This window comes from Chryseobacterium sp. CS2K3, from assembly GCF_059515185.1.
Window position 1 is genome coordinate 26,945 of record NZ_JCAKRW010000001.1, and the last position, 24,557, is coordinate 51,501.

Below are 24,557 nucleotides of genomic sequence, written 5' to 3' on the forward strand. Positions count from 1 at the left end.
AAAAATTATGTCTCAAATTGCGATAAATACTTCACAAAATGTAAATATTAACTTTACTATTGCCAGTGTAGGAGAAAGAATGCTTGCATTTATTATTGATCTTCTGATAAGGGTTGCTTACGTGGTGATTGTTCTTTATATGTTTTTCAATATTCTGGATTTGGGATATATTATGAACGGGCTGGATACCTGGTCTGTAATGGCAGTTTATTTAATTCTTACCTTTCCCGCTTATATTTACTCAGTAGTGCTGGAAAGCTTAATGGAAGGACAGACTCCCGGTAAAAAACTGCTGAAAATACGTGTTGTAAAGATTGACGGCTATCAGGCAAGCTTCGGGGATTATTTGATACGATGGGTATTCAGACTGGTTGATGTGTCTTTTGCCGGAGCCGTAGGTTTAATTTCAATGATCGTTTCCAAAAACAATCAACGTTTAGGAGACATCGCTTCCGGTACAGCAGTGATTTCTCTAAAAAACAATATTAACATTTCCCATACTATTCTTGAAAACATTCATGAAGATTATATTCCGTCATTTCCACAAGTTATAGCCCTTAGTGACAATGATATGAGAATTATTAAGGATAATTATACAAAGGCTGTAAGAGCAGATGACCGACAGATCATCAACAAATTATCCAATAAGATCAAAAGCATCCTTAAACTGGAAATAGATCCTACCAAAATGACTGAAAAACAGTTTATCAATGTCATTATTAAGGATTACAACTATTACACAGGAAAAGATAATTAGGAGAAAGTGGGCTGCCACCGGTGTAATTTTTGTACATTTAACATTAAAGTCTGAATTATGAAATTTGAAAATAATAAATCCGGAAACGGAGGCGTTCTTACCCTTAATAACGAAGTAAAAGAAGTAGGAAGACTTACCTATACTATTTTTCCCGAAGATCACAAACTGATTATTTCCTTTGTCCTTGTTCACCCTGAATTTGAAGGCAGAGGAATGGGAAAATATTTAGTAGAAGAAGCTATAAAATTTGCCAGAGAAAACAATTGGAAGGTTTACCCTCATTGTTCCTATGCAAGAGCTGTCATGATGAGAATGAATGATGTGGAAGATATTTTCTTAAAGAATTAAAACTTCATTCACCAGAATATTTTCAATATCATCAGGGTAATCCACATCCAGGTGATGATCAGACGCTACCCATTCCATAATTTCCTGTAAATTTAAAACTTTGGAATTGGGAATCCCCATCTTATCCAAAGCACAAGCATTGCATTCCTGCTCATATTGGTTATGGATTGGAATTACAAATAATTTTTTTCCTAAAAAAAGAGCTTCAGCCGGACTTTCAAAACCTGCATTACACAAAATACCCTCGCAGCCTTCAAAGTATTTTAGATACTGAATTTCGTCGATTGGAAATACTTCTACATTTTTTACTTTAACCTGAACCTTACTGTATTTTGAAAACACTTTCCATTCTACAGGAATCTTTCTTAAAATCTTAATAATATTTTCATCCGCAAAACTTGGAAGATAAACAAGATAATACCCTTTTTTATAAGGATTTAAATTCCTGATTTTTCTACGAATAACCGGCTTCTTAATCTGAGGATGGTAATTTTCAAAATGAAATCCTATTTTTCTTTCACTCGGAACATAATATTTTAATATTAATTCTCCCAGAAAATCTTTCTTTTCTGGTTTAGGCGTTTCGGGAAAACTCATTGATGCCTGATGGCTAAGCTCAATCATTGGTAACTTTTTCAACTTCGATGCCCAGCCCGTTAATGGCTCATAATCATTGATGATAAGATCATATTGTGAAAGTTCCAGATTCCTTATTGTTTTTGCAGCATCAATAAAACTGTTTTCTGTAAATGTTTTACGATAGGATAAACCGCCTGTTTTATTGTAGAGAAGAGAAATTCCTTTATATTGAAAGTTAACGTCAAAATCAGCCTTTAATTGCGACTGATGTCCACTAATTAATGTATCAACTGAAGCATACTTTTTAAGTAGAGGTATAATCTCCTGTGCACGGGCTACATGTCCGTTACCAGTTCCCTGAAATGCATACAAAATTTTCATTAGGAAAAATTAGTTACGATTTTCAACAGTGCAGAATTATCCATTTCATGAATTTCCTCTGACTCATCGTCGTTTAGTAAATGTTTATGATCATCATAGTAAAAAATTTTCCATTCCTTATTATTGTATTCCAATGCAGATAAGTTTTCTATCCAGTCTCCGGAATTAAGATAAGTACATGATCCCTTTTTGTTGATAACCTCCCGAATTTGTGGCTGATGAATATGTCCACAGATGACATAATCATATTGATTGTCTATAGCCAGTTCTGAAGCAGTAAGTTCGAAATCGCCGATATATTTTACTGCCTTCTTCACATTGTTTTTAATTTTCTTTGAAAATGAATATTTTTCTTTACCCATTTTCTCCAAAAACCAATTAACAACATTATTAATGATGATTAAGAGGTCATAACCTTTACCACCAAGCTTGGCAATCCATTTAGAATGCTGAACCGAGGCATCGAAAACATCACCATGAAAGATCCAGGTCTTCTTTTCATCAATCGTCAGACAGATTTTATTACAGACTTTAAGCTTTCCCAATTCAAAGTCCGTAAATTTCCGGAACATCTCGTCATGGTTACCTGTAATATAATAAACGTCTGTATTTTTTGTAGCAAATGAAAGGATTTTTCTAATCACCTTCAAATGAGGTTTAGGGAAGTAAGACTTTTTGAATTGCCAGATATCAATAATATCACCATTCAACACTAATGTTTTAGGTTGGATGGAATTGAGGTATCTCAGCAATTCCTTAGCCTTACATCCATAAGTTCCCAAATGAACATCCGATATGACAACTAATTCAACGTTTCTTTTCATGCGTATATTTCCGATTTAAAATTTTTCGGACAAAATGCCTGAATATTTTTCCTAATAAAGAATAATATTAAAACATTTCTTACATTTCTTACATTTCTTACATTTTTACAAAGAAACTAATTGAAAGTTAACTGTATATGAATGCTATATTATTTTTTATAAAGAGTTCATCAGCTCTTCTGTGATTTCCATATTGTGGTAAACATTCTGAACATCATCATCGTCCTCAAAACGTTCAAGCATTTTCATATTTGCTTTGAATTGCTCTTCAGTAACTTCTTTTGTATTGTTCGGAATTCTTTGTAATTCTGCACTTTTTGCTTCAATTCCAAGTTCATCCAACTTATGGGATAAAGAACCAAAGTCTTCAAATGCTGTAGTAATCATTACTTCTTCCTCATCTTTTTCCACATCTTCTGCTCCCCCCTCGATCATTTCCATTTCAAAATCGTCCCAATCCATTTTTACCTGAGTCAAATCAATCGTGAAAATTCCTTTTCTGTCAAAGATAAATGCCAGTTCACCATTTTTACCAAGGTTACCATCAAACTTATTGAAAACAGCTCTTACATTGGCTACAGTTCTTGTAGTATTATTTGTAGTACATTCTACAAAAAAAGCAACACCACCTTGTCCGTACCCTTCATAAGTAACTTCTTCATAGTTTTCCGCGTCTGCCCCACTAGCTTTTTTAATTGCTCTTTCTACGTTATCCTTAGGCATGTTTGCCCCTTTTGCATTCTGGATACATCTTCTCAATGCTGGATTAGATTCAGGATCTGTTCCACCGGCTTTTACCGCTAACGCGATATCTTTACCTATTTTAGAAAATGTTTTAGCCATTTTATCCCATCTGGCCATTTTAGAAGCTTTTCTATATTCAAATGCTCTTCCCATTTTATTTTTTTAATTTTCGACAAAATTACTTAAAAGTCAACAAAAAAAAAATACCTCCAAAAAATTGGAGGTATTCATTATTTAGAAAAATTAATTATTTTTTCTTTTTAGCAGCAGCTTTTTTCTTAGCTGGAGCTTTTTTAGTAGCTTTTTTAGTAGCTTTTTTTGCTGGAGCAACATCAGATTTTTGATATTTGTTCCATTCACTGTCATCACCAATGTATCTAACAGTTACTTTTCTATCAGCTTGTCTTTCAGCATCAGATGCAGATTCTGCAACTTTAGCATTTTGCTCACCAATACCTACTGATTTTAATGCGTTAACATCTACACCTCTAGCGTCTAAAGCAGCAACTACAGAAGCAGCTCTTTCTTTAGATAATTTCAAGTTGTAAGCATCACTTCCTTTTTTATCAGTTTCTCCAACTAATAAGAATCTACCACCATCTTTCTTAATGATTTCAGAAGCAGTATCTAGAGCTCCTTTAGATTCAGGCTTGATTGTAGCTTTGTTGAAATCAAAGTATACACTCTTAAGGTTCTTTTCAACATCAGTAGCTGTAACTTCTTTTGGCTTAGGACATCCGTTGTATTCTGGAAGACCTGGAACAGTAGGACAAGCATCATCTTTATCTAAGATACCGTCACCGTCTGTATCTGGCCAAGGACAACCGTTGTTTTCAGCAGGACCTGCTACTGTAGGACAAGCATCATCTTTGTCGATAACACCATCACCATCTGTATCTGGCCAAGGACAACCGTTGTTTTCAACTGGACCAGCTACGTCTGGACATTGATCGTCTTTATCTGGAACTCCATCTCCGTCAGTATCTGGACATCCTTGGAATTCTGGTAATCCTGGAGTATCAGGACAAAGGTCATCTTTATCTAAGATACCATCCTTATCTCTATCTCTGTTTCCGAATCTGAATAAGATAGATGCAGAAGCTTGCCAGAAGTTAGCAACAGTAGAATGATCCCCTGGAGTTGATACATAATCTCCTTGAATACCAAGACCGAAGTTTTTAGTTACCCAGAAGTTAGCACCAGCACCTGTAGATACTGCAAAGTGGTTAGCTTTTCCAGCCTCGTTACCATCTTTTCCGTTAGCAACGCTATAATCTAATACATTACCATTAGCATCTAGCCCGTTTGCAGGGAAAGATTGTCCTGTGTAGTCATGTCTTAAATAGTTAGCACCAACTCTTAAATATGGATCAAACCAAGATTCTTCGTTCCATAAAAGACCTGCTGCTTTAGCCTGGAAACCAATACCTGTCATTAGGAAAAATTCTTTCCCCATGTTGAATCTTTTGTTTTCAACATTTCCAACAGAAGTCTGCCAGTCAATAACTAAACCTTTACCAATGTTTCTAGCAACTGTTAACTTAGATAATGGAGGTGTAATAGAATAGTTGTTCACATTGAACACATTCTTAGTCAAATTGTTAGCAGAGAACGTATTACTGAACTTAGATCTTGCTGCTACGTGGTTTTCTGCATGAGCACCAACTCCGATTAACCACGGATTGTTGGTAGTCTGAGCGAAAACAGTAGAGGCAACAGTAAGCGCCAATGCTGAAATTCCTAATTTTAGATTTTTCATAGAATTAAATGATTAAATAATTGATAATGCAAAATAAATATAATTTTTCTTTATATACAAAGTTTTTCAAATGATTTTTAACTTTTCTTTAATATTCTGTCCAGGTTCCGTTTATTTTCTCTATCTTTTATCGCCTCTCTTTTATCGAAAAGCTTTTTCCCTCTACCAAGCGCTATCAGCACCTTTGCTTTACCTCGATCAGTGATATATAATTTTAAAGGTATAATCGTGTTCCCTGCATCTTTTAACTTTTTTTCAAGTTTTTGCAATTCTTTTTTGTGCAAGAGCAATTTCCGTTCCCTTTTTGTTTTATGGTTGTAAAAAGTTCCCAATTTATACTCATCAATCATCATATTAATGATGTATAATTCCCCATCAATAAACTGACAGAAGGATTCAGTGATAGATGCTTTGGAAGATCGTAAAGATTTTATTTCTGTACCCGTCAAAACCATTCCCGCTTCATACTCTTCAAGAATTTCATACTCAAAGCGAGCTCTTTTATTTAATATATTAACTGTTTTTTCAATCTTCATCATTTTAAAATTTCGTTAATGAAATATATAAAAAATACGATACATTTAAAAACTTGACTATTATAATATTACGAAATACCCAAATTCTTTTTGTATTTTTGCGCCAAATTTACAAAACTATATGTTAACAGTATCTAACTTATCTTTACAATTCGGGAAAAGAGTTCTTTTTGACGAGGTAAATATTATGTTTACCAAAGGAAACTGCTACGGGATTATCGGAGCAAACGGTGCGGGAAAGTCTACATTCCTTAAAATATTAACAGGAAAGCAGGATCCTACAACTGGACACGTATCTTTGGAACCAGGAAAAAGAATGTCAGTTTTGGAGCAGGATCACTTTGCATATGATCAGTATACTGTTCTTGAAGCTGTATTAAGAGGTAACAAAAAATTATTTGAAATAAAGGAGGAAATGGATGCGTTATACGCAAAAGAAGATTTCTCCGATGAAGATGGAATTAAAGCAGGAGAGCTGGGTGTAATCTATGATGAAATGGGTGGATGGACTGCTGAGTCCGATGCACAAACCATGCTTTCTAACGTAGGAATCAGTGATGATATGCACTGGCAGATGATGAGTGAACTTGAGAACAAAGACAAAGTAAAGGTTCTTTTGGCTCAGGCACTTTTCGGTAATCCTGATGTTTTGATTCTGGATGAGCCTACCAACGACCTTGATATTGATACAATCTCTTGGTTAGAGGATTTCCTTGCTGATTATGAAAATACAGTAATCGTGGTATCTCACGACCGTCACTTCTTAGATACGGTTTGTACGCACATTGGTGACTTAGATTATTCTAAGCTTAACCTTTATACAGGGAACTACTCTTTCTGGTACCAGGCATCTCAATTAGCTACAAGACAAAGAGCTCAGGCTAACAAGAAAGCTGAAGAAAAGAAAAAAGAACTTCAGGACTTCATTGCTCGATTCAGTTCTAACGTTGCTAAGGCTAAACAGGCTACTGCAAGAAAGAAAATGATCGACAAATTAAACATTGACGATATTAAACCTTCTTCAAGAAGATATCCAGCAATCATTTTCGAAATGGAAAGAGAAGCGGGAGATCAGATTCTTGATGTAAAAGGTCTTGAGAAGACTAAAGATGGAGAATTATTATTCTCTAATATTGACTTAAATCTTAAAAAAGGAGATAAAGTAGCAGTACTTTCAAAAAACTCTTTAGCTATTACTGAATTTTTTGAAATTTTGGCTGGAAATGTTGAAGCTGACAAAGGAACAGTTGCTTGGGGAGTTACTACAAACCAGTCTCATATGCCTTTAGACAATACTAATTTCTTCCAGGAAGATCTAAGCCTTGTTGACTGGCTAAGACAGTTTACGAAGAATGATGAAGAGCGTCACGAGGAATTCGTAAGAGGATTCTTAGGAAGAATGCTATTCTCAGGTGATGAAGCGTTAAAATCTTGTAAAGTACTTTCTGGGGGTGAAAAAATGAGATGTATGTTCAGTAGAATGATGCTTCAGAAAGCAAACGTTCTATTATTAGACGAACCTACTAACCACCTAGACCTTGAAAGTATCACGACATTGAACAACTCATTGTCTAACTTTAAAGGTAATCTTTTACTGGCGTCTCATGACCACGAAATGTTGTCAACAGTCTGTAACAGAATCATCGAGTTGACTCCAAACGGAATCATCGACAGAGAAATGACTTATGACGAATACCTTGCTGACAAAAAAGTAAAGGAATTAAGAGAAAAAATGTATTCTTAATCTGATTACATGATCATATAAAAATACCTCAAAGCGATGCTTTGAGGTATTTTCGTTTAAACAATAAATAAAATAATTATTTTGTAAGTTTCGTTGTCGGAATAGCTACGGTTCCCGGGTCTTTCCATAACCCATCTTTCTCAGCTTTCTTCTTAATTGCCTGAGCTCTTTTTTCGCTATCAGGGTGAGAATTAAACATTTTTTCAAAACCTGTTTGCGTACTTCCCTGTGACAATAAAGCTAATTTCTTAAAAGCTGTATAAGCTCCTACTACATCATATTTATTAGCTTTCATAAAATCATATGAGTATGTATCAGCTTCAGATTCCTGTTTTTTGCTGTGAGAAGCGTCTAAGAATGCATTAGCCATCTTCCCAACCTGACTGTCATTAAGAGTAGCTACCGCGTTAGAAGCAGATGATGCTGCATCCAAAGCTGCTGCTTTAAGATAAGCAGATTTCATAGCATCTTTCGTATCTTCATTTTTAACGTGACCAATCTCGTGACCAATTACAGCAAGTAATTCATTATCTGTCATGATATCCATCAGAGAAGAAAATACACGTACACTTCCGTCTGCACAAGCAAAAGCATTGATATCTTTCACTTTATAAACCTTGTAGTTTAAATTCAGCCCGTCTTGTGATTTGTGCTTTCCAAACAGTTTGTTCAATCTTACGGTATAAGGATCTTTCGGTCCTGCTACAGGATTATTTTTATCCATCCAATCTACTGATTCTTTGGATAATTTAATAGCATCTTCGTTTGTAAAAGTTAAAGCTTTTGCACCATTAGAAACTATTCCTACAGCTTTACCGAGATTAATTTTCTGTGCACTGATAGAATTCATTGCGCCTAAAAATGCCAGGCATACGATAATTTTTTTCATAGTCATTTAAATTTGGAGCACGAAGATAGCCATTTTTTAACAATTATTAAGTCAAAACTTCATTCTCGATCCGTTCCAAATGCTATTTTTTTTCCTTATTTTTGTGAACATGAGTCAAAAATGGATTTACAAGCCCGAACCCGATGAGGAAGTTGTGGACGGACTAAGTTCGTCACTTGGTTTTGGTACTTTTGAATCTAAACTTCTCGTTCTAAGGGGAATTGACAATTATCAGAAGGCGAGAGAATTTTTCAAACCAAACCTTAACGATATACACAGTCCGTTTTTAATGGCAGATATGCAAAAAGCTGTAGAGCGTATTGCGACTGCAATTGAAAATGGAGAAAAAATATTGGTATATGGAGACTATGATGTGGACGGAACCACAGCAGTTGCCTTAATGTACCTTTACCTCAGCAAAATTGTTGAGAAAAAATACCTTGATTATTATATTCCGGACAGAAATTCTGAAGGATATGGAATTTCTACAGAGGGAATTGATTTTGCCAAAGAGAATGGTTTTTCATTAATCATTGCTTTAGATTGTGGAATCAAGGCTTTGGATATGATTAACTATGCAAGTAATCTGGGAATAGATTTTATTATCTGTGATCATCACCTTCCGGGTGAGGAAATTCCAAATGCTGCTGCAGTTCTGGATCCTAAAAGAAGTGACTGCAGATATCCTTTCAAAGAACTTTCCGGCTGTGGTGTAGGCTTTAAGCTTTGCCAGGGTCTTAATACAATTTATAAACTTCCGGAAGCAGAATTATTTGAACTGACGGATCTTCTTGCTATTTCTATTGCTGCGGATATTGTTTCAATGACCGGAGAAAACAGAGTGCTGGCAAAAATGGGATTGAAAACGCTTAGAAAGACAAGAAATCTTGGGTTAAGATTATTGATCCCTGAGGATAAACTTTCTCATTTTGAAATTTCTAATATTGTTTTTGAAATTGCACCCAAAATAAATGCTGCTGGACGAATCTCTCATGGTAAAGCTGCGGTAGAGCTTATGGTTTCTGATAATCTGAAACATGCCCATCAGATTGTAGACGACATCATGAACCTCAACGATGAAAGACGTGAGCTGGATATGAACTCTACTCTTTCCGCATTGAATCAAATTATAGAATCTCAACAGGAAACCAAGCATACTACAATTGTCTATCATCCTGAATGGAATAAAGGAGTAATCGGGATTGTAGCTTCAAGACTTATTGAAACTTATTATAAGCCTACTCTGGTTTTCACTGATGGAAATAATGGAGAAATGGTAGCTTCTGCAAGATCGGTTTCTGATTTTGACGTTCACGAAGCGCTTGATTTATGTTCTGAATACTTCCTGAAATTCGGTGGACATCATGCTGCTGCCGGACTATCAATGGAAAAAGAAAAGTTTGCTGCTTTCAAAGAAAAGTTTGAAAGAATTGTTTCTGAAAAAATTAAGGAGCATCAAAAAGAACCTTCTATCACGATTGATTCTGAAATTAAAATTGATGATATCAACAGAGAGTTTATCAATTTTCACAGAAAACTTGCACCATTTGGTCCGCATAATATGAAGCCTATTTTTACATTGACCAATCAAAAGCTTTCAGGATATGTAAAGACTATGGGAAAGGACAATAACCATCTTAAGTTTTATATTAAGCAGGAATCTACAGGACGAAACATTGAATGTGTAGGGTTCAAACTTGGGCAGTTTGTAGAGGATTTTAAAAATAAAAACTTTGATCTTGCTTTTACCCTTGAAGAAAATCATTGGAAAGGCAATGTTACTCATTATCTTAATATAAAGGATGTACAATTTAGAGATTAATAGATTACAGGTAAAAACCAAAAATCTTAATTTCCTGCAAGCCTGAAATCATCTAACTTTTACCTGCGATAAGTTATTAGCTTCTACTTTACAAAATGAAAAAAATCGGTCTCTTTTTCGGATCTTTTAATCCAATACATATTGGACATCTTATTTTAGCAAATTATATTCTTGAAAATTCGGATATGGATGAATTGTGGTTTGTGGTAAGTCCACAAAACCCTTTTAAGGATAAAAAATCGCTTTTGAAAGATCATAACCGGCTTGATATGGTGCAGCTTGCTGTAAAGAATTATCCGAATATGAGAGCTTCCAATGTAGAATTTTCCCTTCCTAAGCCGAGCTACACGATTGATACGCTCACTTATCTTCATGAAAAATATCCTGACTATTCATTCAGTCTGATCATGGGTGAGGATAATCTGGATAGCCTTCACAAATGGAAAAATTTTGAAACTCTGATTAAAAATCATCATATCATTGTCTACCCACGGGTATTTGAAGGTGAAAAGAAAGATTCTGAGTATTTGCAACATGAGAATATTTCTATGATTAAAGCTCCGGTAATAGAACTTTCGGCTACGGAAATCCGAAATATGATCAGGGATGGTAAAAATGTAAGACCCATGTTACCGCCTGAAGTTTTTGAATATTTGGATGGAAGTAACTTTTATAAGTAATTTTGCAAAACCAAAAATAGAGATTAAAAACTGAAAGTTAGAGAAAGACTCTTACTTTCTGATTCTCAACTTATTTCTATAAAAATGAACTTCATCGAAAAATTCTTTTCAAAATACTCTCAGGAAAAACTCATCAAATGGTTTAAACAGATTTGTCTTGCGGAAGCCATTTCATGTGTTTTATTGTATTGTGTTGCAATGATCTGGATTCGTTATGATGAAAATCTTTATTCCATTATTTTCATTAGTGTCATTGGTAGTTTACACGGGTTATTTTTTACACTTTATCTTTTACTTTGCATTCCTGCAAGAAAAATTTACAATTGGGATGATGAAGATTTTGTTTTTGCTTTATTAGCTGCGTTTTTCCCTTTTGCTACGGTATGGGTAGATAAAAAACTGGCTCAATTCGATAGAGAATAATTTATTTTTTTCATAAAATTTCAACTTTTGCTGTAACAAAATTATTGTTACAGTTGTCTTATTATACAGAAAGGTCAAGCAATCAATATTTTAATGTAAATTTTTAGTAATTGAAAATCAACTAATTACAATTAATTAAAAATATTTTTAAGTACTTTGTATTGCATGATACTATATTTATTATATATCTTTGTAATGTTAAATAACAAACCATACCAACTATTAACTAAAATATAATAATCATGAAAACTCAAATTCTCATTGCAGCTCTATTTTTCACAGGACTTGTAACTGCACAGCAGAAAAAAGATAGTTTGAAGGTAAATTCCATTGAGACTGTCAATATCAAGAAGCAGGTTTTCAAAAAACAAGGTGATCGTCTTGTATATGATGTTGCCGCCTCTCCCATTGCTAAAGGAACAAATACTTTTAATCTTCTGAAGCAAACACCAATGATTTCCAGTATTGATGGAAAAACACTAAAGATTCTTGGGAAGTCTGATGCGGTAATTTATATCAATAATAAAAAGACGAATATGGATTCTGAGGCATTAATTGAAATGCTGAAGTCTACTCCATCAGAAGATATCCAGAAGATTGAGGTAATTACTGTTCCGGGCAGTGAGTTTCAGGTAGAATCTAAAGAAGGAGTCATTAACATTGTGATGAAAAAGAATAAAAATAATGGGTATAATGGGACGATGAAAATGCAGAATGAGCAGGCTTATTATAACAATCCTTCTGCAGGAGCTTCTTTCAATTTCAGACAGGGAAAATGGTCCGGAAATTCTAATTTCAGAATGGGAAGCTGGACAGACAGACAGAAGTATACTCTTTCCAACGGGGACTCTACTTTCAGAAATGAGTCTTATGGATATAATGATGATCCGAATAAAAATTTTGGCGGCGGGTTTAATGTTGATTACGAGATCAGTAAAAATCAAAGTCTCGGGCTTTCATACAATATGAGATATAACAAGAGTTTCAATTCTATTCTGGATATGACTAATTATCAAAACGGAATATTGATGGATAGAACGGTTAATAATGAAGATGCACAAACCAGAAATCACTCTTTTAATTTAAATTATGAATTAAAAACGGATTCATTAGGAAGCAAGCTTACATCGAATGTTTCTTATCTATGGTTTAACAGAGACAAAGTAAGTTTCAATGAGAGCTTTCCTTTGTATATAGATAAAAATAAGAAGGAAGAGGAGCAACCAAAATATTCTGCTTTGCGACAATCTGTTCCGCAAATCATCAATAACTATGCAGCGAACATAGATTATCTGAAAAAAACATCTAAAGGTGCTACATGGTTAATGGGAATAAGCTATAATCATACGAATACCGATAATGATACAAGACAGGACAGACTGGAGAATGATGAGTTTGTAATGGATACAAAACAGACCAATCATTTCATTTATAAAGAAAATATTTTAGGTCTTTACATCAACTATGAAAGAAAGCTGACTGAAAAGTTATCCGGAAAGGTAGGTGCCAGATATGAAATGACAAGAAGTAACGGGGATATCCTTGGAAAAACATCTTTTGAAAGAAATTACAATAATATTCTTCCTTACCTGAATTTAAATTACGCGATCAATTCGGATCATAATCTAAGCTATACTTTCTCCAGCAGAGTGAGAAGACCAAGATTCTGGGAACTGAATCCTTCCAGAACTTATTTTACACCAAGCAATTATACTCAGAATAATCCTTTTGTATTGGCTGCCAAGTTCTATAATCAGGAGCTTAATTATATGTATAAAAATGCATTTTATGCCAACCTGAGTTTTAATATGGTGGAAGATGCCGCAGCTTCTGATCTGCTTCCTTTACAAGGGACTTTAACGAAGCCTAAAAGAGATGAGAACGGAAAGATCATGTATGATGAGCTGGGAAATATGATCATGGAGACAACAAGGTTTTTAAGATACATCAGAACTAATTATGGTAAAAACAGAGAGCTTAGCTTAACGCTTGGAATGAACAAATCATGGTTCAAAGATATCTGGACTACCAACTATTCTGTCAATCTTGGATATGTTACTTACTCCGGAGGAGTTTGGGAAGATCCGACTTCTCAGCTGGGAGAATATGAAACCGAGGAACTTGAACCTTATATTGTTGATGTTAAAAACTATAATATGTCTGCTACCATCAACAACACTATTCGTCTTTCTTCGAAAAAGGATTGGTTCCTGGGGGTAAATTATTTCTTCGGAAGTAAGGTAGCAATGGAAGGCGGAACAATTGGTGTAAGACAGAGTGTAGATATCAGTCTGAAGAAAATTATAGGTGACTGGACGATTCTTGCGGAAGCTAATGACCTGTTCAACCAAGGGTATTACAGAGTAAACGGAATACAGCCCAACGGAAAGTATAATAATATTACGAATTTCAATTATCCAAGATTAATAAGCATTGGCGTTACTTATAATTTCGGAAATCAGAAACTTAAAAAAGCAAGGGAAATGAAATCAGCGAACGATGCTGTAAAATCAAGAACCTAATCTATAAAACTTACTTCACTTAACCACTCTTAAAGCAAACAACATGAAACGTATTCTTTTGTCAATAGCTGTCATCTTCGGAACCTGCGCTTTTGCTCAGGAAAAGAAATCTGACACGACAAAAACCAAAAATATTGAGGGTATTACGATCACCAAACAGGTATTCAAAAAACAAAGTGACCGTCTGGTTTATGATGTTTCGGCTTCTCCTGTTGCGAAAGGAAATACTACGTTTGATCTATTGAAACAGACTCCGTTATTATCTTCAACAGATGATAAAACATTGAAAATTGCGGGGAAAAACAATGTTCTCATTTTTATCAACGGAAGAAAATCCAATATGGATGCTGAATCTTTGGCACAATTCCTGAAAAACACTCCGGCAGAGAATATTCAGAAAATTGAAGTGATCACAGTTCCCGGAAGTGAATATCAAGTGGAATCTTCAGACGGAATCATCAATATCGTTTTAAAGAAAAAGATGAGTGATGGTCTTAACGGAAATATGAGGTTTTCAAATACCCAAGCTAAATACAACGGGAGCCAGGCAAGCTTTTCAGCTAATTACAGAAAGGACAAGCTGGGAATAAGTGCCAGCCTTAGTGGTGGTGAGAATATTGAGGCTCAAACTTACACTCTGAAAAACAGCAGCGACAAAGCATCCAATGAATCAACCGGTGATATTGATGATCCTAATAAAAATATTGGTGGTTATCTGAATATTGATTACCAGCTAAATGATAACAGCAACTTAGCATTATCTTGGAACACCTGGGCAAATAAAAGCTACAACTCTACTGTAAATCTATTTAATACAATCGTCAATAAAGAAGGAACTTTTTACAATTGGTCTAAAAATAAAGAGGATTCCAGATCTTATAATAATTCCCTGAATTTGAATTATGAGCTAAAAACAGATTCTTTAGGCAGTAAATTGAACGTAAATGCAGCTTATCTGAATTATAAAAGATTTCAGTTTACAGACAACAATACTTTTGAGTCTGATGTCAACCGAACTGTAAAAGATAAATCTATTCAGCTGTTTCAGGAACTCCCTCAGGTTATCAACAATTTTTCAGGAATGGTAGATTATATTCAGAAATTTAAAAATGACCTTACAATTTCTGTGGGAGGAAACTATAATAAAACTAAAACTGATAATGATACCAAAAATACCACCTATTTTTATGATTCTATAACGACAATTGAGCGTAAGCCTAACCATTTTATCTATGATGAGAACATTTATGGATTTTATCTGACCGCTGAAAAGAAGTTTTCAGATAAATTTTCCGGAAAAGTGGGTGCAAGATATGAGATTACCAACAGTTTAGGAACTTCGGACAACCCGCCTGCAGGGGTAGAAGATCTTAAAAGAATTGAAAGAAACTACAATAATTTTCTTCCTTATTTGAGTCTTAATTATTCTATTAATGATAAAAACAATATCTCCTACTCTTTTTCAAGCAGAATGAGAAGACCAAGTTTCTGGGAGATCAACCCTGTAAAGAATAAGCTTACAGATAATAATTATACTCAGAACAATCCCTTTGTAAAGGCTTCTACAAATTATAATCAAGAGTTGATGTACATGTATAAGAATTCATATTTTGTGGTTTTAAATCATTCATATATTAAGGATGTTATTACTCAGGTTCCTTTGCAGGGATATCCTAAACACCCTAATGGAGAGGTAGGAAAAAATCTTGCTTTACGATATATCAGAACGAATTTTGGAGATAAGCAGGAAATGTCTGCAATGATTGGAATCCAAAAATCATTCTTCAAACAGTACTGGACTACCAATTTCAGCATTGGAGCTCAACATAACAGAAATAACGGAAGCCTGGATATGGACCCTACTACAGGTGATCGATTTGTAGATGAGGAAGGAAAGCCTCTTATTTACAATAATACGATAAATTCTACCAGTCTTTTGATTCAGACGAACAATACCATCCGTCTTGATAAAGCAAAATCATGGTTCCTAGGAGTGAATTTCTTTTACATCGATAAGCAACAGGTAGAACTGGGTCAGATCCGTAGTTTAGCAAGTCTTGATATAAGCATTAAGAAAAACTGGAACGACTGGACCTTTGCTCTGAATGCCAATGATATTTTAAAAACCAATATTGTAGAAATCGATGATTATCAGACCAATGGAAATTACAATTATATCCACCAGAACCGATATCAAAGAAACGTGACTTTAAGTCTTACTTATACCTTCGGGAATAAAAAACTTAAAAAAGTAAGGGACATCGAAGGTGCTTCTGATTCTATCAAAAGCAGAACAAGATAGAAACTATCTTTCTTCATATTCAAATTATTTTGTATCCAAACCTGTTGATTTATTGGCAGGTTTTTTATCTTTAATTGTATGAAAAAAAGTTTAGTCCACATTATAACCGTCATGCTCATTTTTCTTTTCACAGCATGTAAAAAGAAGAAAATAACGATTGGCAATAGTATCAACTTTAATAAAGAGGAAAATATTTCTTACGGAAGCAATGAAGATCAAACGCTTGATTTGTATGTTCCGGATGTAAAATCTCAAAAACAAAGAGATGTCTTCATTATTATTCATGGTGGAGGCTGGCATGGTGGAAATAAGTCTCAACTTACATTCTTCACACTTTCTATGATGGAAAAATTTCCTGATCATATTTTTGTCAATATGAATTACAGACTAGCTTCTACCCGGCAATATGGTATTCCCAATCAAACAAATGATATACAAGAAGTAATTTCTCTATTGAAGAAAAAGCTTACTTACACTCCCAAACTGATTCTTTTAGGAAATAGTGCCGGTGGGCATTTGTCGATGCTTTACTCTCATCATTTTGATCATGATAAAAATGTAAAAGCTGTTATTAATATTGTAGGTCCGGCAGATCTTTCCGATTCTGGATTTAAAAAATATAATGAATATTCTTTTGTAGAAAAACATTTGATTGATCCTAAAATATTACCTATCGGTACATCAACAATTGAATTTGCAAGTCCAGTTCATTGGATTACAACAAAATCATCTCCTACGCTTTCCTACTACGGGACGTCAGATAATGTAATTCCTCTAAGCCAGAATAAAATTTTAGATTCGGTATTTACTAAAAATAATATTATCCATGAATCTTATGAATTTAACGGAGGTCATTTGGATTGGGATAAAAAGCCAAATAATATTTTTCTTATGAATAAAATTGAGTCATTTCTAAAGAGAATTGATCAATAAAAGATCCTTTCAGTGAGGTTTTCTCCAGATAAATCCATCCAAAAGATAATGAGTAAGCTGTGGAACTACCAGTAAAGGGACTAAAAACTGTAATAAATGCTCTGAGACAGTAAAATCTAGTGAAAAGTGTTCATTCCAGACAAGGGTTTCCCATAAAAATTCTTCCAAAAGGGCAAAGCATAAAATAATACCTACAAACAGGAAGATTCCTGAAAAGGATTTAAAGATTTTCATCCAATTTAATTGATGATTGCCTTTCTGTTCTATTTCACGGATATAGACTAAGGCTATATAAGGAATTCCGTGGGAAACAACATTCAGGAAAGTGAAAAGCAGGTCATTATTAAAATATATAATTCCAAAATACCAGGAAAGGAATGTTCCTGAAATGAGAGCTGTTTTAGGAATATTAAATGACTTGGTCTTAAAAGTTCCTACAATTGTCTTAGTAACCCAAGCCGCAAGAATAATCACATACAGAACAGTAATAAAACTAACATAATCCGGAAGGTTTTTAAACCATTCAAATTCATTATCCACAAACCAGGTAAAAGCTCGCGGGGTTTTAAACCAATATAACATCGGATAAATGGTAGCAGCATAAACGGCAACCTCATCTATTCTCTTGCTCCAATTATTAGGTTCAAAACGTGCATAAATTCTCATAAAACCGTACTGTTGACGTATAAAATGAAAAACAGCAATCAAAGCCAGGACAGACCAAAACGTCAGGCTTCCAAACTGAAATAAAGCAATTCCCAATACCCAACTTATAACAGGAATTCCAAAGTATAATAACTTTCGTTTCTGCACTTCTGCCTTCACAAAATAAGTCTTAAACAAAGTGGAATATACATGAGCTACATCTACAAAAACAATGAGCAGCAGCCATGTATAAAAGGAATAATGATCTTCCAATCCCTGAATCTGTTTCTGAAACAAAAAAATAATCAGCAATACCAAAAATGGAGGAGATAGAATAAACCACCAATCTGTTTTTGCATTATGTATCCAAGGTTGTTTCATATACGTTTTACATCATTTCTCGGGCTGTTCTGAGCCCCTGATAAAAAGCTTCTTCAAAAATAGAAATTCCTGAAAGATCTGAGTGAGCAAAGAAAATTTTTCCTTCAATAGATTCTTTAGCACCTTTCGTTTTTTCTCCAAAAATCTGATCAGGAATGGGAGCAATCATCGCGTGTCCTATCTTATGGAACTGCATTTCAAGAATAAAGTCTTCAATCAGTGGATGCGCTTTTTTCAGATCATCCAAAACTAAAGTTTTCAGTTCTGCTTCTTTCATGGAATACAACTTCTTCCTTGCCTTTCTACAATCACTGGTAGAAAAGCTTCTGTAATAAGTAATTACTTTCTCACCCATAATCTGGTTAAGGTTTTGATGCTGATCATAAATATACCCTAAACCTGACGATCCATAAATGACATTATCCCACGCCAGTTCTTCATCTCCGCCAAATTCATTCTTTAAGGTTACAGTTGTTAAAAGCCACGGAACATATTGAAAAGAAGCTGCTTTTTTATGATTTAAAATTCGTTCATTCACAAATTGTGGCGTTGCAAGTAAAACCTTCTCTGCAATGATTTTCTTTGTCTTCTTCGCGGTATTATCAAAACTTAATACCTCAACTTTATCATTAATCTTTACATCAAACACCAAATGTCCGGATAATTTCTTGTCTTCCGTATATTTTTCGAAATGCTTTGTTAATCTTGCGTTTCCTTCCGCCCAAGTGAAAACCTGATCTTTATATTTCTTACTCCAGTTGTTTTTCCTTCCTGCAAAATAATGAATCCCAGCCCAAGCTGAAACGTAATCAATTCCTAATCCGTAATCATCTCTACAGGAATAGTCCAGCAGCCAAAGCAGCTCCTCAGACTTATAATCGTGTTCTTTCAACCAGTTTTTAAAAAGAATCTTTTCCAGCTTTATTGCTTCATCTTCCTTACTGGAATCATGAACAGGAATCGCAAACCAATAATTTCCAAGAACATCTTTCTTCTGACGCATTTCGTCCATCAATTTAAAGAAACGATTAAACTCTTTCTGAATTTCAGCTGTAATTCCTTTCTGAGGAACGATGTCGTTCTGCCACGAGTTTTTATAAAAAAGTCTTTCCTGCTGTGGAAAAGTCATCTGATATTCATCCAGAATAGGTTCTTCGGTCTCATCGGTTCCCTGGCAGATTCCGCATTCTGTTAGAAATTCGATGATTTCCGTATTTTCTTTATTGGGTAAAGGTAAATAATGAGCTCCCAAAGGAAATTTTGAAAACTTATTTTGTCCGTTTGAGGAATTTCCTCCTATATGGTTTTCCATTTCCAGCAGAAGATAATCTTTCTCATTATTCTGATTAAAAAACCTGCATGCAGAAAGTCCGGAGATTCCACCACCTACAATAAGATACTTTGTGTGGATAACTTCTGAAAATTGTGGAAAATCCTTAGCCCATAGTTTATGCCCCAAAACATGATCGGTTCCGGTTATTTTCAGCAACAGAGACTTCACCTTCTTTCCGCAGTATTGCAGAAAAGGAAGTATCATGCCACCTAATAGTAATGTTTTCAGGAAATCTTTCCTACTGTACTTTTCCCCACTCTTCATCGAAATAACGAACTAATATCTGATTATCCAGACGATTAACTTCAACATCATTGACTTTCATATCTTTATTAAAGTAAGATAATTGTGAGAAATCGTAGTCATAATACTTTAGATTAGGAATTCTCCTGTAAATCTTATTATTGGCAGGCTCAAATGAAGCCATTGAAAATCCCCATTCTCCAAATGATGGTACATAGGTATGGTATGCTGATGTAAAAGGGAAAATCTGGTTCATTGTTTTTTCTATACACCAAAAAGATTTTGGAGCAAAGTAAGGCGATGTCGTTTGAACTACAATTTTAGTTTCCGGAGTTGTCAGTCTTTCAAGTTCTTTGTAAAATTGTAATGAGTATAGTTTTCCTAAGCTGTAGTTGGAAGGATCCGGAAAGTCTATAATAATGACATCATATTTTTTCTTGTTCTCCTTGACCCAGATATAAGCATCTTTGTTGATAACGTCCACCTTGGAGTTTGATAATGAACTTTGATTCAGCTTTCGCATTGTTTCATTTGTTTTAAAAAAATCTGTCATTTCTCCGTCAAGATCTACGAGCTTTATTTTTTTTACTTCTTTATACTTCAAAACTTCACGAACGGCAAAACCATCGCCGCCGCCCAAGATCAGAACATTATCAATATTCTTAGCCATTGACATCGCAGGATGTACCAATGCTTCATGATAACGGTATTCATCGGTAGAAGAAAACTGTAAGTTGTTATTTAAATATAATCTGAATTCCCTGTTATTTCTCGTCAAAACAATTCTTTGATAAGGAGAGCTCTTCGTGTAAACAATATTTTCGCCATATAGCTTTTCCTCAGAATAAGAAAGTATGGTATCCGAAAAGATAAACAGAACGAGAAGAAAAACAAAGGCTCCGATAGATTTTATCTTTAAAAATATTGGCTTTGACAATTCCTTTTTAAGATAAAAACACAGAAAGATTGCAATTGAAACATTGATCAATCCAAAGAATAAAGGTGTTTTTACAATTCCAAGATGTGGAATAAGCACCAATGGAAATAAGATTGAAGCTAAAAGTGCCCCGATATAGTCAAAAGCAAAAACATTTGATACCAGATCTTTGAATCCGATTCTGTCTTTAAGAATGTTCATCAATAAAGGAATTTCCACTCCCACCAAGCATCCGGTAAAGAAGACAAAGAGATAAAGAACTGCCTCAAAATGAGCCAGCGTATTGAATAATATAAATAATACCACGGAACTTATTCCACCTACAATTCCTACCAGAATTTCAATTTCCACGAACTTATCAATAAGGTTTCCCTTGATGAATTTTGCCAGGTAGGAACCTACTCCCATAGAAAACAGGTAAACGCCAATGATAAAGGAAAACTGTTTGACAGAGTCTCCCAAAAGATAACTTGCCAATGCACCCGCCACCAGTTCATAGATCAATCCACATGTCGCAATGACAAAAACAGAAAACAGTAAAAGTAGCTCAAGAGGAATCCTCTTCTTATCCATGAATTGCAGCGCTTATAATCATTGAAATACCGATGATAAATGCCCCGAAAACGATAGCCAAAGCAATATTTTTATTCTGAGCGATCTCATGCCATGTTTTTTCCGGCGTTAATTTTTCAATGATGAAATAACAGATCAGTAAAATAGCAATTCCTAAGAATGAGTACAAAACTGAATTGAATATAGGTATTAGATTAATATTGTCCATAGTTTTAATTTTTTTATTTATGATAGTATCTGTAAAATCCTGCTCTGGAATGGCTTCTTGTGGTACCGTCCCGATAGTTTTCTGTTTTTGCACAATCACAGAATTGATTTCCTGTAAATGTCAGATAAACGAACCATCCTAAGAAAAATCCTCCGATGGCAAAGAGCATCCAGTTGTCTCTGATGTAATTAATTAATCTTTCCATCGCTTTAATTAGTAGAATAAGGTGAATTTGAACTATTGTTCCATTTACTGCTTTCAAAAATACTTTTAGCGATATAACTTGCTACGGTAAACAAAGCCAGAATGAAGATCACGATACCAAAATTCCAAAAGGAAACCGGTAACCAGGTAGCTTTTATATTAACACTTAAGTTTTTCTCACCATTGGCTGTATAATCATAACTAAGAGGCATATTCACAAGTATGGAATCCATTTTACTCATTTCTTTTTCAGTATTCTGAAGCCCTGTTCTCGATATGATTTCATTTTTCAAAGACTCTTTATCTGTAAAAGTTTCAACACTTTTATCTTTATCATTTTTAAGAAAGAAAGTTCCTGTTGTATTTTGAATAACAGAGAAATCTCCATTTTCAGGTCTGTATCCCGACTGGAACGGATTTTTACTTCCGCCTTCCTTTTCTGCTGATACAATAAAATGATAGGTTCCCTGAGGAATACCACACATATTGAAATTTTCGTTCTGGCTTCCCTCGCTCCAGCTTTCTCCATCTTCAAAACCTGAGTAACGTTCAATATCTTTGGTAGCATAAATCACTTCATTGGTTTTTTCATTCACTAGCCCAAGTCCTACATTTGCCCAAGAATTATCCACATCAGAGAAAAGATTTACTTTTAGCGGAGCAGAACCTCCTGAGAGATTAAAGCTTTTGCTCACCAGTTCTTTGTCATTCACATCTTCAAAAGCTATTGTCTGCTCAAATACGGTCTGGTTAGTTCTGGATGTAACGGTATAAAGCTGAAGTAAGCATATCAATAAAGCTGTAATTGCCATGATATTGATGCATTGCTTGACATTATAATAAAAAGGCTGTACAATCCCTATTCCTGTATAGAACGGCATACCTGTAATTCCAAAAGCTCTTTTTATTACAGATTTTGAAATATGATTTCCTTTGAAAAACTGAAATTCATTTCCGTATTGCTCACAGGAAACCATTTCTGTCCCGTTTACATATTCTTTATAGGTAGCTAATCCAAGCGAAAGCTTATCTTCAAAAAAGCCGGATGCAGCATGAACGGTACATGGAGTTGTTTCGTACCATCTATAGTTTTTTCCTCCAACTTCAACATAATATTGATATTCTGTCAATTTAAAGTCTCCCTCACGAAGAAGAATCCAATGCCCGTCACTTTCGCTTAGATAAATATTATTACCCGTACGATCTTTCAAGGTATATTCCCGCCAAAAGGTATCTAAACCGTATTTTTTGATGACAATATTGATCACCCAATATTCTGTACCGTAAAGTATGCCTTTACGCCCTATTTCCAATACAACATTTTCTACAGGTTCTTTGATCTTCTTTTTCTTAACAGAGATTCCTTCTGATGAAATGAGATTTTTACAATGACTGCAGATAAATTCTTCAATGGCAAAATTAATTGCCATCTGATTGTTATTGGTTTTACAAATGGGACAAATGTGATCCATTTTATCTGTAAATTTTGTGTTTCTGAATGGTATTAGCTTTAAAATATTGAACTACTTCATCAGCAATCTGCTCTACTTTTGCTGTATTGTCTTGAGTATAATTACAAAGAAATACATCAAAGGTAAGCTCTTTAAACTCCGGCCATGTATGGATGCAAAGATGTGATTCTTTAAGGCAAACCGCCGAAGTAAAACTTTGATTCTCAAAAATATGATTGGTAATCCCTACGATTTCCACTTCTTTAGTTTCCAGCATCTTCTCTGTAAATGCAAGGAAACTGTTGCTGTCTATTAACAAATCTTCTGACTCCGTTTCCAAAGTCAGAAGAATATGTAAACCTTTATTTGATAATGGGTTCAATTAATTTTTTCGTAAATATATTATTTTTTCGGAAGAAATACTTCGGCAAGCATACATCTTGCACTTCCACCTCCATTTACTTCAATAGTATTAAGGTCTGAATAAATAATTTCGCAGTATTTTTCAATAGCTGAAACCTGTTCTGATGTTAAAGACTGATAAGCAGTTTGGCTCATTACCAGAAACTTTTTACCTTCTTTATTTTGAACCTGAAGCATATTTCCTGCGAACTGCTGCATTTGTTCTTCTGAGATTTCAACGATTTCCTTACCTGAATTTTTAATCGTTTCTATTACTTTTTCTCTTTCCAGTTCATCATCGATACAGTCAAGACAAATAACTACAAATTGATCAGCGACACACATCATTACGTTGGTATGATAAATTGGAAGCCTCTCCGTACCTACTGTCTGATAAGAATGGAAAACGATAGGTGTAAAACCATATTTCTCACAGAATTCTCTGAATAAATTCTCGTCAAGCCTTAAAGAAACAGAACCATAAGCAATCTTATTATCGTGGTCGAAAATCATACTTCCGGTTCCTTCAAGGAAATGTCCCTGTGTTTCCGGGAAAGACCAGTCATCTATTTCAGTAATATCAAATCCCTGAGCTTTGATGCTTTCAAGAATATCGTCTCTTCTTTCCACTCTTCTGTTGGAAGCGAACATAGGATATAAAACTACTTTTCCGTCTTTATGGAAGCTTACCCAGTTATTTGGAAAAATTGAATCCGGAGTATGAGGATCTAATGTATCTTTAATAGTGATTACATTAACTCCTTTTTCTCTAAGTTTTCCAACGAAAGTATTGAATTCAGCTAATGCTTTTGACTGAATATCAGAACCTGTCTGTTCTACCTGAAAATAATTATTTTTTGCAGTTTCTGCATTATAACCGAATGCAATCGGTTCTATCATTAATACTGTATCTGTTGTTTGCATTTTTTTGAATTAA

23 protein-coding genes are annotated in these 24,557 nt (G+C 34.5%); 9 read left to right on the forward strand and 14 right to left on the reverse strand.

The annotated features are described in order from the left end of the window. Window positions 1-7: 7 nt before the first annotated feature. Together AC5YGG_RS00110 and AC5YGG_RS00115 are read left to right on the forward strand one after the other, a co-directional pair. Window positions 8-757 (forward strand): RDD family protein, encoded by a 750-nt coding sequence (locus AC5YGG_RS00110; RefSeq protein WP_496142426.1) that lies wholly within the window; start codon window positions 8-10, stop codon window positions 755-757. Window positions 758-814: 57 nt separating this feature from the next. Continuing rightward, window positions 815-1,105 (forward strand): GNAT family N-acetyltransferase, encoded by a 291-nt coding sequence (locus AC5YGG_RS00115; RefSeq protein WP_185288855.1) that lies wholly within the window; start codon window positions 815-817, stop codon window positions 1,103-1,105. On the opposite strand, the gene AC5YGG_RS00120 is transcribed toward AC5YGG_RS00115, so the two are convergent. The 5 genes from AC5YGG_RS00120 to smpB all read right to left on the reverse strand — a co-directional run bounded on the left by AC5YGG_RS00120 (window position 1,094) and on the right by smpB (window position 5,928). Continuing rightward, window positions 1,094-2,065 (reverse strand): glycosyltransferase family protein, encoded by a 972-nt coding sequence (locus AC5YGG_RS00120; RefSeq protein WP_496142427.1) that lies wholly within the window; start codon window positions 2,063-2,065, stop codon window positions 1,094-1,096. The genes AC5YGG_RS00115 and AC5YGG_RS00120 overlap by 12 nt on opposite strands. Then, window positions 2,065-2,889, reverse strand: a complete 825-nt coding sequence (locus AC5YGG_RS00125) for a UDP-2,3-diacylglucosamine diphosphatase (protein WP_496142428.1) — start codon at window positions 2,887-2,889, stop codon at window positions 2,065-2,067. The genes AC5YGG_RS00120 and AC5YGG_RS00125 overlap by 1 nt, the downstream gene beginning before the upstream one ends. A gap of 156 nt (window positions 2,890-3,045) precedes the next feature. Next, the gene (locus AC5YGG_RS00130; protein ID WP_496142429.1) at window positions 3,046-3,786 is read right to left on the reverse strand and encodes a YebC/PmpR family DNA-binding transcriptional regulator; all 741 of its coding nucleotides are present in this window, start codon (window positions 3,784-3,786) and stop codon (window positions 3,046-3,048) included. A gap of 94 nt (window positions 3,787-3,880) precedes the next feature. Next, complete coding sequence (locus AC5YGG_RS00135) at window positions 3,881-5,392, reverse strand: OmpA family protein (protein WP_496142430.1); 1,512 nt, start codon at window positions 5,390-5,392, stop codon at window positions 3,881-3,883. Between the two features lie 77 nt (window positions 5,393-5,469). Further along, on the reverse strand, window positions 5,470-5,928 hold the full coding sequence (gene smpB, locus AC5YGG_RS00140; protein WP_047427948.1) for an SsrA-binding protein SmpB: 459 nt from the start codon (window positions 5,926-5,928) through the stop codon (window positions 5,470-5,472). A gap of 121 nt (window positions 5,929-6,049) precedes the next feature. Here smpB and AC5YGG_RS00145 point away from each other — a divergent pair, with 121 nt between their 5' ends. Beyond that, on the forward strand, window positions 6,050-7,672 hold the full coding sequence (locus AC5YGG_RS00145) for an ABC-F family ATP-binding cassette domain-containing protein (protein ID WP_496142431.1): 1,623 nt from the start codon (window positions 6,050-6,052) through the stop codon (window positions 7,670-7,672). Window positions 7,673-7,748: 76 nt separating this feature from the next. Here AC5YGG_RS00145 and AC5YGG_RS00150 read toward each other — a convergent pair whose 3' ends face one another. Next, window positions 7,749-8,561 (reverse strand): M48 family metallopeptidase, encoded by an 813-nt coding sequence (locus tag AC5YGG_RS00150; RefSeq protein ID WP_496142432.1) that lies wholly within the window; start codon window positions 8,559-8,561, stop codon window positions 7,749-7,751. Window positions 8,562-8,670: 109 nt separating this feature from the next. On the opposite strand from AC5YGG_RS00150, the gene recJ reads away from it, so the two are divergent. From recJ to AC5YGG_RS00180, 6 genes are all read left to right on the forward strand, one after another. Beyond that, the gene (gene recJ / locus AC5YGG_RS00155; RefSeq protein ID WP_496142433.1) at window positions 8,671-10,383 is read left to right on the forward strand and encodes a single-stranded-DNA-specific exonuclease RecJ; all 1,713 of its coding nucleotides are present in this window, start codon (window positions 8,671-8,673) and stop codon (window positions 10,381-10,383) included. Between the two features lie 95 nt (window positions 10,384-10,478). Next, window positions 10,479-11,063 (forward strand): nicotinate (nicotinamide) nucleotide adenylyltransferase, encoded by a 585-nt coding sequence (nadD, locus tag AC5YGG_RS00160; RefSeq protein WP_496142434.1) that lies wholly within the window; start codon window positions 10,479-10,481, stop codon window positions 11,061-11,063. An 84-nt stretch (window positions 11,064-11,147) separates the two neighbouring features. Further along, the gene (locus AC5YGG_RS00165) at window positions 11,148-11,486 is read left to right on the forward strand and encodes a DUF3817 domain-containing protein (RefSeq protein ID WP_496142435.1); all 339 of its coding nucleotides are present in this window, start codon (window positions 11,148-11,150) and stop codon (window positions 11,484-11,486) included. A gap of 242 nt (window positions 11,487-11,728) precedes the next feature. After that, window positions 11,729-14,008 carry a TonB-dependent receptor domain-containing protein gene (locus tag AC5YGG_RS00170; protein WP_496142436.1) on the forward strand — a complete coding sequence of 760 codons (2,280 nt, stop codon included), beginning with the start codon at window positions 11,729-11,731 and terminating at the stop codon, window positions 14,006-14,008. 43 nt (window positions 14,009-14,051) lie between these two features. Next, the gene (locus AC5YGG_RS00175) at window positions 14,052-16,310 is read left to right on the forward strand and encodes a TonB-dependent receptor domain-containing protein (protein ID WP_496142437.1); all 2,259 of its coding nucleotides are present in this window, start codon (window positions 14,052-14,054) and stop codon (window positions 16,308-16,310) included. A gap of 111 nt (window positions 16,311-16,421) precedes the next feature. Next, complete coding sequence (locus AC5YGG_RS00180) at window positions 16,422-17,243, forward strand: alpha/beta hydrolase fold domain-containing protein (protein ID WP_496142438.1); 822 nt, start codon at window positions 16,422-16,424, stop codon at window positions 17,241-17,243. 9 nt (window positions 17,244-17,252) lie between these two features. Here AC5YGG_RS00180 and AC5YGG_RS00185 read toward each other — a convergent pair whose 3' ends face one another. From AC5YGG_RS00185 to ctlX, 8 genes are read right to left on the reverse strand one after another with little or no spacing between them, the layout of a single operon-like run. Further along, window positions 17,253-18,269, reverse strand: a complete 1,017-nt coding sequence (locus AC5YGG_RS00185) for a hypothetical protein (RefSeq protein WP_496142439.1) — start codon at window positions 18,267-18,269, stop codon at window positions 17,253-17,255. A gap of 7 nt (window positions 18,270-18,276) precedes the next feature. Next, a complete protein-coding gene (locus tag AC5YGG_RS00190; RefSeq protein WP_496142440.1) occupies window positions 18,277-19,866 on the reverse strand; it encodes an NAD(P)/FAD-dependent oxidoreductase in 1,590 nt (529 codons plus the stop codon). Next, window positions 19,841-21,355, reverse strand: coding sequence for a polyamine aminopropyltransferase (locus tag AC5YGG_RS00195; RefSeq protein ID WP_496142441.1), 1,515 nt, complete (start codon window positions 21,353-21,355; stop codon window positions 19,841-19,843). Before AC5YGG_RS00195 ends, AC5YGG_RS00190 begins: the two co-directional genes overlap by 26 nt. Beyond that, the gene (locus tag AC5YGG_RS00200; RefSeq protein WP_065396003.1) at window positions 21,348-21,563 is read right to left on the reverse strand and encodes a DUF350 domain-containing protein; all 216 of its coding nucleotides are present in this window, start codon (window positions 21,561-21,563) and stop codon (window positions 21,348-21,350) included. The genes AC5YGG_RS00195 and AC5YGG_RS00200 overlap by 8 nt, the downstream gene beginning before the upstream one ends. A 13-nt stretch (window positions 21,564-21,576) precedes the next feature. Further along, window positions 21,577-21,768, reverse strand: a complete 192-nt coding sequence (locus AC5YGG_RS00205; protein ID WP_083190140.1) for a hypothetical protein — start codon at window positions 21,766-21,768, stop codon at window positions 21,577-21,579. A gap of 4 nt (window positions 21,769-21,772) precedes the next feature. Then, window positions 21,773-23,197: a DUF4178 domain-containing protein gene (locus AC5YGG_RS00210; protein WP_496142442.1), complete on the reverse strand. Its 1,425-nt coding sequence runs from the start codon at window positions 23,195-23,197 to the stop codon at window positions 21,773-21,775. Between the two features lie 43 nt (window positions 23,198-23,240). Further along, entirely contained in the window at window positions 23,241-23,600 is a 360-nt protein-coding gene (locus tag AC5YGG_RS00215; RefSeq protein ID WP_496142443.1) for an S-adenosylmethionine decarboxylase family protein, read from the reverse strand. Window positions 23,601-23,620: 20 nt separating this feature from the next. Then, the gene (ctlX, locus tag AC5YGG_RS00220; protein ID WP_496142444.1) at window positions 23,621-24,544 is read right to left on the reverse strand and encodes a citrulline utilization hydrolase CtlX; all 924 of its coding nucleotides are present in this window, start codon (window positions 24,542-24,544) and stop codon (window positions 23,621-23,623) included. Window positions 24,545-24,557: the final 13 nt, after the last annotated feature.